The organism is Streptomyces sp. CB00455 (assembly GCF_001905445.1).
GTDB lineage: Bacteria > Actinomycetota > Actinomycetes > Streptomycetales > Streptomycetaceae > Streptomyces.
Genome location: NZ_LIVQ01000002.1, coordinates 74183 through 87085, shown reverse-complemented (window position 1 = coordinate 87085; position 12903 = coordinate 74183). Strand labels below are relative to the sequence as shown.

Below are 12903 nucleotides of genomic sequence, written 5' to 3'. Positions count from 1 at the left end.
TTCCGTTCCCCGATCACCCCCGTCTTTCCCGCCCACCCCGCCGCCGGCTCCTTTCCAGGATGCACGCGGGAGCCCGCTGTCGCCTGCCGGGCCGCAAGGCGGCAGGCCAGGCACGCTACGGGGGACCGGCCGACTGCCGCATGCCGGTGCGCAGGATGTGCAGGCTAATGGTGAAGGCCCAGACCGGAACGACCAGTTCTGACCACGGGACGCTCGATCCCACGACGAGCAGGATCAGGCCCGCTGCGTAGCCCAGCAGGGTCAGGGGCCGCGGGAAGACGCCGAGCCTGCGCCCGATGGTGGAGGTCGTGAAGACGAACACGGCGGCCATCCGCATGCCGTATGTCGCAAGGACGGTGTAGGCGTAATGGCGCCCGAAGCCGGAGGGCGTCGTCTCGTCCAGCACGGTGCCCGCCGCCGCGGCGGCGACGAACAGGGTGGCGACGAAGACGAACCCGCTGCCGAGGAAGACGGTGGAGACGAAACGGTCCTCGCGCTCGCCCGCATGGGCGCGCAGCGCGCCCATGAACCACAGGAAGAAGATCCCCGCGAAGGGCACGATCTCCAGCGCGGTCCGCACAGCCCAGCGCAGATCCGGATCGACGGGCGCGTCGGCGGCGTCCGCGGCCGGGACGGCCAGGCGCATCAGCACGATCGCCGCCGCCAGCAGCACCGCGAAGGCGAGCCCGGCCGCGCCGGCCGCCCGCGGCGTCTCCATCCGCTCGCTCGTGGACTCCATGGACCCTCGCTCTCTCCCCTGGTCCAGCAAGCGGCAGCCGCCGCGCCGCCGCCACCGGGAGAAGCCGGGAGGGTGAGTACCTGGTGGCACCCCCCAGGCGCGGGTACCGCGGGCACCCACCGGTCGCGGGGACCGGTGGGTGCGACCCGCGACCGCTCACCTCAGGCGACGGGCGCCGGGAGCGGAGCCGCGGCGTCCTCCTCGGCTCCCTCGTGCTTGCCGTACCAGGCGACCGCCACGGCGCCGGTGACCGCCAGGACGAAGCCCAGGACCGCCAGCCAGGCCAGGCCCGGACGGGAGGCGTCGCCGAGCCACAGGACGCCGATCGCGCCCGGCAGCACCGTCTCGCCGACCACCAGGGCCGCCGTCGCCCCGTTCACCGAACCGATCTGCAGGGCGACCGTGTGCAGGTACATGCCGCCGATGCCCGCCACGAGGATGGCGTACAGGGCCGGGTCGGTGAGCAGCGTGCCCGGGTCGAAGGGGTCGATCCCGTCCAGGATCCGCACGCCGACGCCCAGCGCGCCGAAGCCCAGGCCCGACAGCAGGCCCGCCAGGATCGCCGCCCCTGCGCCGAGGAGGCGCACGGCCACCGTGCCGCCCGCCATCAGCAGCACGGTGATCCCCAGCAGCCACCAGTGCGTGGACAGCGGCGCGTGGTGGCCGCCCTCGTGGCCCGCCGCGGTGGCCAGCAGCACCAGCGCCGTGCAGACCACGCCGATCGAGGTCCACTCCTTGCGGGACAGGCGGATGCCCAGCAGCCGCACGCTCAGCACCGCCGTGATCACCAGATTGGCGCTGATCACCGTCTGGGACAGGAAGAGGGGCAGCAGCCGCGCGGCCAGCGCGCCCAGGCCGAAGCCCACGAAGTCCAGGATCGTCCCGACGATGAACTCCCAGGTCATCGCCGCCTTCGCGGTGGACGACAGGTTGGGGCCGCCGTGCGCCGTCACCCCGGCGGCCGGCGGGGACATCCGGGCGGCGCGGCGCGATCCGACGGCTTGCAGGACGGATCCCGTGCCGTAGCAGATGGACGCCGCGACAGCGGTCAGCAGGCCTATGAGCACCGAGGGCTCCGTTCACGTCTGGCAGGTTTTGCGGTACCTCTGCCAGACGTCGGAAAGGGGCGGAAAGTTGCCTCCGGACGTCAGGCCATTGCCGCGAGCGCGCCGGGAACCTCGTCCACCGAGTCCACCAGGGCGATACGGGACTCCATCGCCCGGCCGCGCGCCAGCGCCCGCAGCAGCGGCCACGCCGGGAGGTGCTCGGTCCAGTGGGTCCGGTCGACCAGGACCATCGGGGCCGGCTCGCCCCGGGAGGAGTAGTAGTTCGGCGTCGCGCTGTCGAAGACCTCCTGGACCGTGCCCGCGGCGCCCGGCAGGAAGACCACCCCGGCCGTGGACCGGGCCAGCAGTCCGTCCTCCCGGGTGGCGTTCGCGAAGTACTTGCCGATGTGCTGAGCGAAGGCGTTCGGCGGCTCGTGGCCGTAGAACCACGTCGGGATGCCCACCGAGTCGCCGCCGGCCGGCCACCGCTCGCGTACGGCGAAGGCCGCGCGCGCCCAGTCGGACACCGAGGGGACGAAGGACGGGGCCTTGGCGAGCATCTCCAGCGCCTCCGGCAGGGCGCCGTCCGGCGCCGGCGCCAGGTAGGCGCCCAGGTTCGCGGCCTCCATCGCACCGGGACCGCCGCCGGTGGCCACGGTCAGCCCGGAGCGGGCGAGCGTACGGCCCAGCTCGGCCGCGCCGCGGTAGTCCGCACCGCCGCGGGACATGGCGTGGCCACCCATCACGCCCACGACGCGGGCACCTGTCAGGTGCTCGTCGAGGGCGTCGGAGACGGCGTCGTCGTGGAGGGAGCGGAGCATCGAGGAGAAGACGTCCCCGTCGGCCCGGGTCTCCTGGAACCAGGCGTAGGCCTGCGCGTCCGGGGTCGCCTCGTAGTCGCCGGGCAGCCCGGCGTACAGCTCCTCGGGCGTGTACAGCAGGCCCCGGTACGGGTTGAACGGCAGGTCCGGCACCGGCGGGAAGACCAGGGCGCCGTCGGCGCGGACCTTCGCCGACGCGTCGGGCTCCATCGCACAGCCCAGGAACACGGCGGCGGAGGTGTCCGCGGACAGCAGCGCGAAGGTCCGCTCCAGCAGGTTGACCGACTGGATCCGGTAGCCGCTGAGCGAGCCGCGGGCCACGACCTGGTCGAATTCGGCGAGCGTCTCGATCTCGATGTCTGCGTTGACCATTCGGCCCACCCTAAGGGCTGCCCGTATCAGCGGGTCAACGCCAGTGACGTCAGCTGCGCCACACCCCAGCTGATCGGTACGCACACGGCGAGCAGGGCGGCGGCGCGCAAACCGGCGGCCGTACGAAGGACCTTGGCGGGTGCGCCGAGGTCGAGCAGAGCCTGCCGGCCGGCGCTGCGGTTCTGGCGGGATTCCACCGCGGATGTGAGAAGGGTCGCGGCGGCGCACAGCGCGACCAGGGCCGCGGCGGGTCCGGTCAGCGGACCCAGGGGGACGTGCAGGCCGCCCCGGTCGCGCAGGGCCAGCGCGGTGAGGGCGCCCGCGCAGACCGCGCACAGCAGGCCGAGGGGCGGACCGACCCGGGGCGCCTCCTCCTGGAGGGCCCGCCCGGCCAGCAGCCGCAGTCCGCCGGGGCGGACGGCCTGGACCAGCGTGCCGAGGGCGTACGCGAGCCCGGGCCCGGCGAGGGCGAGGCCGGCCGCGGTCAGCGACCAGCCGGCCGGCATGCCGGGCCCGCCCCGTCCCGCGTACGCCTCCACCGCGAGTCCGCAGGCGGTCAGGGTGATGCCCCAGGGCAGCCCGGTCTGCGGGGCGGGCGCCGGGGCGCGGCGCATCGCGAGGACGGCGCCCGACGCGGTCAGCGGCAGCACGGCCAGGAGCGTGAGGGCGGCGGCGGGGGGCAGCGGCTGGTCGGCGTGGAGCAGGCCGGCTCCCGCCCCGTCGAACGGCAGCCCGGCGAGGTTCCCGCGCAGGTGGAGGAAGACGGCCAGGGCCAGGGCGCTGCCCAGGGTGCAGGCGACGGCCGTGGAGACGGCTGCGATCAGGCCGAGCCGCACGGGCCCGAGCCCGGCGGCGTCCAGTCCTTCGCGGGGCCGCGTCGCCGGGTCGGTCCGGGCCACCGCGACGGCGAGCTGGACGGTGGCGGCCAGCGGGACCAGCGCCCACAGCAGGCGCGGGAACGATCCGGCAGGCCGGTCCACCGCGTCGGCCAGGACGTACAGGAACAGGAACCCGGTGCCGGCGGATGCGGCGGCGACGAGGAGCCGGCGCAGCTGGACCAGTGGGCGGGAGCCTCGGACTAGGCGGAGAGCGAGCACGCTGCCTGGTCCTCCGTCGTCTCGGCGGCGGGGGGCTCCGGCGAGCCGGCCTCGGCCTCGTTCCCGGTCTCGTTCCCGGTCTCGTTCTCGGCGGCGGCGTGCCGGCCGTCGAGCAGGGCCAGGCGGCGGTCGGCGGCGGCCGCGGTCTCCTCGTCGTGGGTGGCCACCAGCACGGTGATCTCGTGCGAGCGCGCCGCGGTGGTCAGGGTGCGCAGCAGCAGGGCCCGCTCGGCCCGGTGCAGGGGTGCCGTGGGCTCGTCGGCGAAGATCACCGCGGGCTCGTTGACCAGGGCCCGGGCCAGCGCCACGCGCTGGCACTCGCCGCGGGTGAGGGCGCCGGGGCGCTTGCCGGCGAAGGCGCCGATGTCGAGGCGCTCCAGCCATTCGCAGGCGGCGTGCTTGGCGGCGCGGTGGGAGGCTCCGGCGATCAGCAGCGGCAGGGCCGCGTTCTCCCACACCTTCAGTTCGGGCAGCAGCTGCGGCTCGGGGCCGATCCAGCCGAACCGGTCGCGGCGCAGCCGCTCGCGGGCCAGGGCGCCCATGGTGTGCACGGGGACGCTGTTGAACCAGATCTCGCCCTGCCCGGGCGACAGCTGTCCGGACAGACAGCGCAGCAGGGTCGTCTTGCCGCTGCCCCGGGGGCCGGTCAGGGCCAGGATCTCGCCCTGGCGCACTCCCACCGAGACCCCGACGAGGCCCGGGGAACCACCGTGCGCGTAGTGAAGGGACCGTGCCCAAAGGACGTCATTGTCAGGTGGGGCAGCAGTGTCCGGTGGAACCGCCATGGCGTACACCTCCGTCCGGGGGAACGAAGCGGAGCCCCATCGGTCACTGGCGCCGCAATGAGATGTAAAGAGATGAACGTCTTGGATGGTGACAGCACACGGCCCGGACCCTCCGTTGTCACTCGAACGGAGGATCCGGGCCGTGTGGTCGGACGAGGTGCAGCCCGGGCCGGCGGCTCTTTACAGCTTGGTCCACGCCTCGGTGAGCACCGAGCGCAGGATCCCCTCGATCTCGTCGAAGGTGCCCTGGTCCGCGATCAGCGGCGGGGCCAGCTGGATGACCGGGTCGCCACGGTCGTCGGCACGGCAGTACAGGCCGTTCTCGAAGAGGGCCTTGGAGAGGAAGCCGTAGAGCACGCGCTCCGTCTCCTCGTCGGTGAAGGACTCCTTGGTGGCCTTGTCCTTGACGAGCTCGATGCCGTAGAAGAAGCCGTTGCCGCGGACGTCGCCGACGATGGGCAGGTCGTGCAGCTTCTTCAGCGTCGAGAAGAAGGCGTCCTCGTGGTCCAGCACGTGCTGGTTGAGGCCCTCCTTGTCGAAGATGTCGAGGTTGGCCAGGGCGACGGCCGAGGAGACCGGGTGGCCGCCGAAGGTGTAGCCGTGCAGGAAGGTGTTGTCGCCCTTGTAGAACGGCTCCGCGAGGCGGTCGGAGATGATGCATGCACCGATCGGGGAGTAGCCCGAGGTCATGCCCTTGGCACAGGTGATCATGTCCGGGACGTAGCCGAACTTGTCACAGGCGAACATCGTGCCGAGGCGGCCGAAGGCGCAGATCGTCTCGTCGGAGACGAGGAGCACGTCGTACTCGTCGCAGATCTCGCGGACCCGCTGGAAGTACCCGGGCGGCGGCGGGAAGCAGCCGCCGGCGTTCTGCACCGGCTCCAGGAAGACGGCGGCGACGGTGTCGGCGCCCTCGAAGAGGATCTCCTGCTCGATCTGGTCGGCGCACCAGCGGCCGAAGGCCTCGGGGTCGTCGCCGTAGATCGGGGCGCGGTAGATGTTGGTGTTCGGCACCTTGTGCGCGCCGGGGACCAGCGGCTCGAAGGGGGCCTTCAGGGCCGGGAGACCGGTGATCGACAGGGCGCCCTGCGGGGTGCCGTGGTAGGCGACCGCACGCGAGATGACCTTGTACTTGGTGTGCTTGCCCTGGAGCTTGAAGTACTGCTTGGCGAGCTTCCAGGCGGTCTCGACGGCCTCGCCGCCACCGGTGGTGAAGAAGACCTTGTTCAGGTCGCCCGGGGCGTAGTCGGCGAGGCGCTCGGCGAGCTCCACGGCCTTGGGGTGGGCGTACGACCAGATGGGGAAGAACGCGAGTTCCTGCGCCTGCTTGTAGGCGACCTCGGCCAGTTCCTTGCGGCCGTGACCGGCGTTGACCACGAACAGCCCGGCGAGACCGTCGAGGTAGCGCTTGCCCTTGTCGTCGAAGATGTAGGTGCCCTCACCGCGCACGATGGTGGGGACGGGTGCGTTCTCGTAGGACGACATGCGGGTGAAGTGCATCCACAGGTGGTCGTACGCGGTCTTGGAGAGGTCCTGGCTCACGGGTTATCGAGTTCCCCACATGTAGGTCTGCTTCTTCAGCTTCAGGTAGACGAAGCTCTCTGTTGATCGCACGCCGGGGAGCGCGCGGATCTTCTTGTTGATCGTTTCGAGCAGGTGGTCGTCGTCCTCGCAGACGATTTCCACCATCAGGTCGAACGACCCCGCGGTCATCACCACGTACTCGCACTCGGCCATGGCGGTCAGGGCGTCCGCCACCGGGTCGAGGTCTCCCTCGACGTTGATGCCGACCATGGCCTGGCGTCGCAGGCCCACGGTGAGCGGGTCGGTGACGGCGACGATCTGCATGACGCCCTGGTCGAGCAGCTTCTGCACGCGCTGGCGCACGGCCGCTTCCGACAGGCCGACGGCCTTGCCGATCGCTGCGTAGGGACGGCGCCCGTCCTCCTGCAGTTGCTCGATGATCGCCAGGGACACAGCATCGACCGACGGGGACGGTTGTCTGTTCCTGGAATCTGCGCTTCGACTGACCACGACCTCACTGTGCACGAGGAGTCGTCTGTTCCGCAAGACGGAACCGATGAAATTCGTTGTTTGGCAGCTCCGATCTCACTGATTTCGTAGGTCGTCGTGTCTGGCTCTGTCGAAAGCGTCCGCCGAGAGGCTAGGCTTGGGAATCGTCTCAACCATTGGACATGTGATCAGGAGAGTGGCTGTAGTGACCACCGAACTGCGTCGTCTGCGCAACTACATCGGCGGAGAGTTCAAGGACGCCGCCGACGGGCGGACCACCGAGGTGGTCAACCCTGCCACCGGCGAGGCCTTCGCCACCGCCCCGCTCTCGGGCCAGGCGGATGTCGACGCCGCCATGGCCGCCGCCGCGGCCGCCTTCCCGGGCTGGCGCGACACCACCCCCTCGGAGCGCCAGAAGGCGCTGCTGAAGATCGCGGACGCCTTCGAGGCGCGTGCGGAGGAGCTCGTCGCCGCGGAGTCGGAGAACACCGGCAAGCCGCTGGGCCTCACGGCCAGCGAGGAGCTGCCGCCGATGGTGGACCAGATCCGCTTCTTCGCGGGCGCCGCCCGGCTGCTGGAGGGCCGCTCGGCCGGCGAGTACATGGAGGGGATGACCTCCATCGTCCGCCGTGAGCCGGTGGGCGTCTGTGCCCAGGTCGCGCCGTGGAACTACCCGATGATGATGGCCGTGTGGAAGTTCGCCCCGGCCATCGCCGCGGGCAACACCGTGGTCCTCAAGCCCTCGGACACCACCCCGGCCTCCACCGTCCTGATGGCCGAGATCATCGACTCGATCCTCCCCAAGGGCGTCTTCAACGTCGTCTGCGGCGACCGCGAGACCGGCAGGGCCATGGTCGAGCACCCCGTCCCGGCGATGGCCTCCATCACCGGCTCGGTGCGCGCGGGCATGCAGGTCGCGGAGAGCGCCTCGAAGGACGTCAAGCGCGTCCACCTGGAGCTCGGCGGCAAGGCGCCGGTCGTGGTCTTCGAGGACGCCGACATCGCCAAGGCCGTCGAGGACATCGCGGTCGCGGGCTACTTCAACGCCGGCCAGGACTGTACGGCCGCCACCCGCGTGATCGTCCACGAATCGGTCCACGACGAGTTCGTGACGGCGCTCGCCAAGGCCGCCGCCGACACCAAGACCGGCCTGCCGGACGACGAGGACGTGCTGTACGGCCCGCTGAACAACCCGAACCAGCTCAAGCAGGTCGCGGGCTTCATCGAGCGCCTCCCCGCCCACGCCAAGGTCGAGGCCGGCGGCCACCAGGTCGGCGACAAGGGCTACTTCTACGCCCCGACCGTGGTCTCCGGCCTGAACCAGGACGACGAGATCATCCAGAACGAGGTCTTCGGCCCCGTCATCACCGTGCAGTCCTTCACGGACGAGGCCCAGGCCCTGGAGTACGCCAACGGCGTCGAGTTCGCCCTCGCCTCCTCGGTGTGGACCAAGGACCACGGCCGCGCGATGCGGATGTCCAAGAACCTCGACTTCGGCTGCGTGTGGATCAACACCCACATCCCGCTCGTCGCCGAGATGCCGCACGGCGGCTTCAAGAAGTCCGGCTACGGCAAGGACCTCTCCGCCTACGGCTTCGAGGACTACACGCGCATCAAGCACGTGATGACCTCGCTCGACGGCTGATCGGCCGCACCGGTCACAGCACAGCGTTGAAGGGGCGGGCGGTAGACATCATGTCTATTGCCCGCCCTTCGGCGTTCGCCCAGGCTGTGCCCATGCCTGAACTCGCCTTCTCCCGCCGCGCCGCGCTGCGCGGCCTCGGTTCCACGGGCCTGCTGGCCGCCCTCGCCGGCTGCGGGGTGCCGGCCGCCTACGTCCCGCAGGACCGGCGCGAAGGCCCCGACCGCTCGGGGCGGGACCGGAGCGTCTCCTTCTCCAACTGGCCCCTCTACATCGACACCGATGACGAGGACGAGGCGCGCCGCCCGACGCTGGACGCCTTCACGGAGCAGACCGGCATCGAGGTCCGGTACACCGAGGAGATCAACGACAACGACGAGTTCTTCGGCAAGGTCAGCCCGGCCCTGATGAACCACCAGGAGACCGGCCACGACCTGGTCGTGGTCAGTGACTGGATGGCAGCCCGCTTCGTCCACCTGGGCTGGGCCCAGAAGATGGACCGCTCGGCGCAGACCAACGTGGCCCGCCACCTCGACCCGCAGCTGCGTTCCCCCGCCTTCGACGACGGCCGGCTGCACACCGTCCCCTGGCAGTCGGGCATCACCGGCATCGCCTACAACCGCAAGGCCCTGGGGCGCGAGATCAGGTCGGTCAAGGACCTGTGGCAGCCGGACCTCGCGGGCAGGGTCACCCTCTTCTCCGGCCTCGACGAATCCTTCGCCCTCCTGATGCAGGGCGACGGAGTGGACGTCACCCGCTGGACCGAATCCGACTTCCACCGGATGTGCGACCAGGTCGAGGCCATGGTGAAGAAGAAGCACATCCGCCGCTTCACCGGCAACGACTACACCTCCGATCTGAGCAAGGGCGACGTCCTGGCCTGCCAGGCCTACTCCGGCGACGCCATCCAGCTCCGGGCCGACAACCCCGACATCGAATTCGTGGTCCCCGAAGAGGGGGCCGAGCTGTGGGCGGAGAGCCTGCTCGTGCCCAACCTGGCCCGGCACAAGGCCAATGCCGAAGCCCTGATCGACCACTACTACGCGCCGGAGGTGGCCGCGGCGCTCGCCGCCTCCGTCAACTACGTCTGCCCGGTGCCCGCCGCCCGCGAGGTCCTGGCCCGCTCCGAGGAGAGGGAGACCGCCGAACTCGCCGAGAACCCGCTGATCTTTCCCGACGACGACATGCGCAAGCGGCTGGTCGTCGCCCGCGACATCTCCTCGGCGCAGCGCCGCTCCCTCGCCCGCCGGTGGAACGCCATCGTCGGGCTCTGACCCCTTCGCGAACCATGAGTTGAACATGTTCAGGGAATTGGCTGAACATGTTCAAAAGGGCGGGTAGGCTTCCTTGCATGAACGAGAGAAGCGCCCTTCAGCGGCGGGTCCGTGCCTGGTTGACCTTGTTCCTCGTCTGCCTCGTGCTCAGCGGCCTGACCGCCTTCCCCCTCGTCAGCGAGCTCCGCTGGGCCAACGCCCTGATCGACAACGAGTGGCTGCGGCGGGTGGGGGACGGACTTGACCAGGCCGACGCCGCGTACCCCTTCCTCCTCTACGGCACCGACTGGCTCGCCTTCGCCCACCTCGTCATCGCCGTCTTCTTCTACGGCGTCCACCGCGACCCCGTCCGCAACATCTGGATCGTCGAGGCGGGCATGATCGCCTGCGCCGGCATCGTCCCGCTGGCCCTGATCTGCGGCCCGATCCGCGGCATCCCCTTCTGGTGGAGCGTCATCGACATGTCCTTCGGCGTCTTCGGGGTGGTCCCCCTCTTGATCCTGCGCCGCATGATCAAGCGACTGGAAGCCCTGCCCGAAGCCCTGCCCGAAACCCTTCCCGAAGCCGGGGGCGGTGGTGGGGCCGACGCCGGGGGCGGTGGTGGGGCCGGTGGCGGGGCGGCCACCCCGGTCCATGCCTGAGCGCTGCTACTTGGCGAAGGCCGCCAGGACGATGCCGAAGGCGACCGGATTCGTCTCCTCGCCCTTCGCGTCCGTGGAGTTCACCGAGTAGACCAAGGTCCGCGATCCGTCGATCGTCCCGCCTGTCGCGGTGTTGTAGCCGTGCCGGCCGCCGGTCTTGCCCCAGGCCTCCGTGCCGTGGGGCAGGACGATCCGGGAGAAGCCGGCGGTGAGCGTGGCGGATTTGCCGCTCGTGAAGTCCGCCACCGCCGGCACCGCGAACATGGTCTCCTTCAACAGCGGCTTCAGCACGACCCGCCCGGCGAACAGGGCGAGGGTGAACCGCTCCAGATCGGCCGTCGTCGAGATCATGTCGCCCGCCGCCTGATGTTCAGGTAGTGCTGGGCGTCACCGGCCGCGAACTCCGGCCCCTTGCACAGGGCGTTGGCGATCTGCCGGCGCGGATCGGTCACATCGAAGCGGTGCTCCCACTGCGCCTCGAAGGAGTCACCCGGCCCGTCCGCCGGCACCGTGTGCTCGCTCTCCACCATCGCCGCCGCCATCTCCGCATTCGACAGCCCCGCCCCAGGTGCAGCAGCGTCTCCCGCTCCCGGACCGTCAGCACCTCCAGCCGGACCGGGCCCAGGTCCACGGCCGGGCCCGGCGTACCCGGGCGACGACCGCGCGCCCGGGTCTCACCGGCCGGACTCGGCCCGCACCGCGGCCAGCGCGTCCACCCGGTTCGTGGTGATCGAGTCGACGCCGGCCGCGACGAGCCCCCGCATCGCCCACTTGGTGTCCGCGGTCCAGGCCGACACCAGCAGGCCGTCCCGGTGGAGCGCCTCCACCAGCTCCGGACCGACCAGGCCGAAACGGTAGTTGAGCCACCGCGGCTCCACCGCGTCGATCAGGACCCGGCGCGGCGGCGACAGCGTCGTCCAGGTCAGGGCGATCTCCGCGGCCGGATCGGCGGCGCGGACCGCCAGCATGGTCCTGGGGCCCGCGCAGTAGTACGCGCGCTCGCGCGCCCCGCACTCGCGGACCAGGTCCACGACGGTGCGCACCGCCTCGTAGGAGGCACCGGGCAGGTCGAGCATGACCCGCCCCGCCCCGGCCGCCGTCAGGGCCTCGCGCAGGGTGGGGATGCCACCCCCCGTCAGTTCCCGCAGCTGTGGGGCCGTGACGGCGTCGAGGCGCACGTCATGGCCCCACAGCCGCTGGAGCGTCTCGTCGTGGAGCAGGACCGGGACCCCGTCGCGGGTGAGCCGTACGTCGATCTCGACCGCGTCCGCCCCCCGTGCGAAGGCGGAGCGGATCGAGGCCAGGGTGTTCTCGCGGACTCGGTAGGGATCGCCGCGGTGGCCGACGGCAGTCAGGGTGCGCATGACCCCCATTCTCGGCGGGATCTCAGCGCGCGAGCCATTGCGAGGTGTACGTGTCGATCTCCGTGTTGAGCTTCGCCTTGCCCGCCTCGTCGAGGAAGGAGGCCTCCACGGCGTTCTTGGCGAGCCGGGCGAGACCGCGCTCGTCGAGACCGAGCAGGCGCGCCGCGACCGCGTACTCGTTGTTGAGGTCGGATCCGAACATCGGCGGGTCGTCGCTGTTGATGGTCACGAGCACGCCGGCGGCGACCATCTCCTTGACCGGGTGGAGGTCGAGGTCGGAGACCGCGCGGGTGGCGATGTTGGACGTCGGGCAGACCTCCAGGGCGATGCGGTGCTCGGCGAGGTAGGCGAGGAGCTCCGGGTCCTGGGTGGCGCTCGTGCCGTGGCCGATGCGCTCGGCGCCCAGCTCGCGGATGGAGTCCCAGATGGTCTGCGGGCCGGTCGTCTCGCCGGCGTGCGGCACGCTGTGCAGGCCGGCGGCGCGGGCCTGGTCGAAGTACGGCTTGAACTGCGGGCGCGGGACGCCGATCTCGGGGCCGCCGAGGCCGAAGGAGACCAGTCCCTCGGGGCGCAGGTCCACGGCGAGACGGGCGGTCTCCGCGGCCGCCTCCAGACCGGCCTCGCCGGGGATGTCGAAGCACCAGCGCAGGATGACGCCGAGTTGCGACTCGGCGGCCCTGCGGGCGTCCTCGATGGCCTCCATGAAGGCCTTCTCGTCGATGCCGCGGCGGGTGGACGAGTACGGGGTGATGGTCAGTTCGGCGTAGCGGATGTTCTGCCGCGCCATGTCGCGGGCGACCTCGAAGGTCAGGGTCCGCACGTCCTCGGGGGTGCGGACCAGGTCCACCACCGACAGGTAGACCTCGACGAAGTGCGCGAAGTCGGTGAAGGTGAAGTAGTCGGCGAGGGCCTCGGGATCGGTCGGGACCTTCGAGTCGGGGTGCCGGGAGGCGAGCTCGGCCACGATGCGCGGTGAGGCCGAGCCGACGTGGTGGACGTGGAGTTCGGCCTTGGGCAGCCCGGCGATGAAGGGGTGCAGGTCGGTCATGGAGGTGCCTTCCGGGAGCGTGCGGGTGCGGTCGGGTCGGGCTTCATCGTAGGCACGCCCG

Annotated in this window: 14 protein-coding genes; 3 read left to right on the top strand and 11 right to left on the bottom strand. The window is 71.1% G+C overall.

The window, feature by feature from the left end; all coding sequences use genetic code 11:
- Positions 1 to 115 precede the first annotated feature (115 nt).
- The 7 genes from AMK16_RS07825 to AMK16_RS07795 form a co-directional block, all read right to left on the bottom strand.
- Positions 116 to 739 (bottom strand): hypothetical protein, encoded by a 624-nt coding sequence (locus AMK16_RS07825; RefSeq protein WP_073910991.1) that lies wholly within the window; start codon positions 737 to 739, stop codon positions 116 to 118.
- A 161-nt stretch (positions 740 to 900) separates the two neighbouring features.
- On the bottom strand, positions 901 to 1806 hold the full coding sequence (locus tag AMK16_RS07820) for a hypothetical protein (RefSeq protein ID WP_073910988.1): 906 nt from the start codon (positions 1804 to 1806) through the stop codon (positions 901 to 903).
- Positions 1807 to 1886: 80 nt separating this feature from the next.
- Positions 1887 to 2978, bottom strand: coding sequence for an LOG family protein (locus AMK16_RS07815; RefSeq protein WP_073910985.1), 1092 nt, complete (start codon positions 2976 to 2978; stop codon positions 1887 to 1889).
- 26 nt (positions 2979 to 3004) lie between these two features.
- Complete coding sequence (locus AMK16_RS07810; RefSeq protein WP_073910982.1) at positions 3005 to 4075, bottom strand: hypothetical protein; 1071 nt, start codon at positions 4073 to 4075, stop codon at positions 3005 to 3007.
- The gene (locus tag AMK16_RS07805) at positions 4057 to 4860 is read right to left on the bottom strand and encodes an ABC transporter ATP-binding protein (RefSeq protein WP_073910979.1); all 804 of its coding nucleotides are present in this window, start codon (positions 4858 to 4860) and stop codon (positions 4057 to 4059) included. The genes AMK16_RS07810 and AMK16_RS07805 overlap by 19 nt, the downstream gene beginning before the upstream one ends.
- Before the next feature lie 180 nt (positions 4861 to 5040).
- Positions 5041 to 6402 (bottom strand): aspartate aminotransferase family protein, encoded by a 1362-nt coding sequence (locus tag AMK16_RS07800; protein ID WP_073910976.1) that lies wholly within the window; start codon positions 6400 to 6402, stop codon positions 5041 to 5043.
- A gap of 3 nt (positions 6403 to 6405) precedes the next feature.
- A complete protein-coding gene (locus tag AMK16_RS07795) occupies positions 6406 to 6909 on the bottom strand; it encodes an Lrp/AsnC family transcriptional regulator (RefSeq protein ID WP_073910973.1) in 504 nt (167 codons plus the stop codon).
- Positions 6910 to 7078: 169 nt separating this feature from the next.
- Between AMK16_RS07795 and AMK16_RS07790 the strand changes: the two genes are divergently transcribed.
- From AMK16_RS07790 to AMK16_RS07780, 3 genes are all read left to right on the top strand, one after another.
- Entirely contained in the window at positions 7079 to 8518 is a 1440-nt protein-coding gene (locus AMK16_RS07790) for a gamma-aminobutyraldehyde dehydrogenase (RefSeq protein WP_073910970.1), read from the top strand.
- A 92-nt stretch (positions 8519 to 8610) separates the two neighbouring features.
- Positions 8611 to 9789, top strand: coding sequence for an ABC transporter substrate-binding protein (locus tag AMK16_RS07785; protein WP_073910967.1), 1179 nt, complete (start codon positions 8611 to 8613; stop codon positions 9787 to 9789).
- A gap of 77 nt (positions 9790 to 9866) precedes the next feature.
- On the top strand, positions 9867 to 10430 hold the full coding sequence (locus AMK16_RS07780) for a hypothetical protein (protein WP_242438662.1): 564 nt from the start codon (positions 9867 to 9869) through the stop codon (positions 10428 to 10430).
- Between the two features lie 6 nt (positions 10431 to 10436).
- Here AMK16_RS07780 and AMK16_RS37100 read toward each other — a convergent pair whose 3' ends face one another.
- The 4 genes from AMK16_RS37100 to AMK16_RS07760 all read right to left on the bottom strand — a co-directional run bounded on the left by AMK16_RS37100 (position 10437) and on the right by AMK16_RS07760 (position 12842).
- A complete protein-coding gene (locus AMK16_RS37100) occupies positions 10437 to 10781 on the bottom strand; it encodes a serine hydrolase (RefSeq protein ID WP_073910964.1) in 345 nt (114 codons plus the stop codon).
- Positions 10778 to 10972, bottom strand: a complete 195-nt coding sequence (locus tag AMK16_RS37095) for a hypothetical protein (RefSeq protein ID WP_073910961.1) — start codon at positions 10970 to 10972, stop codon at positions 10778 to 10780. Before AMK16_RS37095 ends, AMK16_RS37100 begins: the two co-directional genes overlap by 4 nt.
- 132 nt (positions 10973 to 11104) lie before the next feature.
- Positions 11105 to 11794 carry a glycerophosphodiester phosphodiesterase gene (locus AMK16_RS07765; protein WP_079191466.1) on the bottom strand — a complete coding sequence of 230 codons (690 nt, stop codon included), beginning with the start codon at positions 11792 to 11794 and terminating at the stop codon, positions 11105 to 11107.
- A gap of 22 nt (positions 11795 to 11816) precedes the next feature.
- Positions 11817 to 12842, bottom strand: a complete 1026-nt coding sequence (locus AMK16_RS07760) for an adenosine deaminase (protein WP_073910953.1) — start codon at positions 12840 to 12842, stop codon at positions 11817 to 11819.
- Between the last annotated feature and the right edge of the window lie 61 nt (positions 12843 to 12903).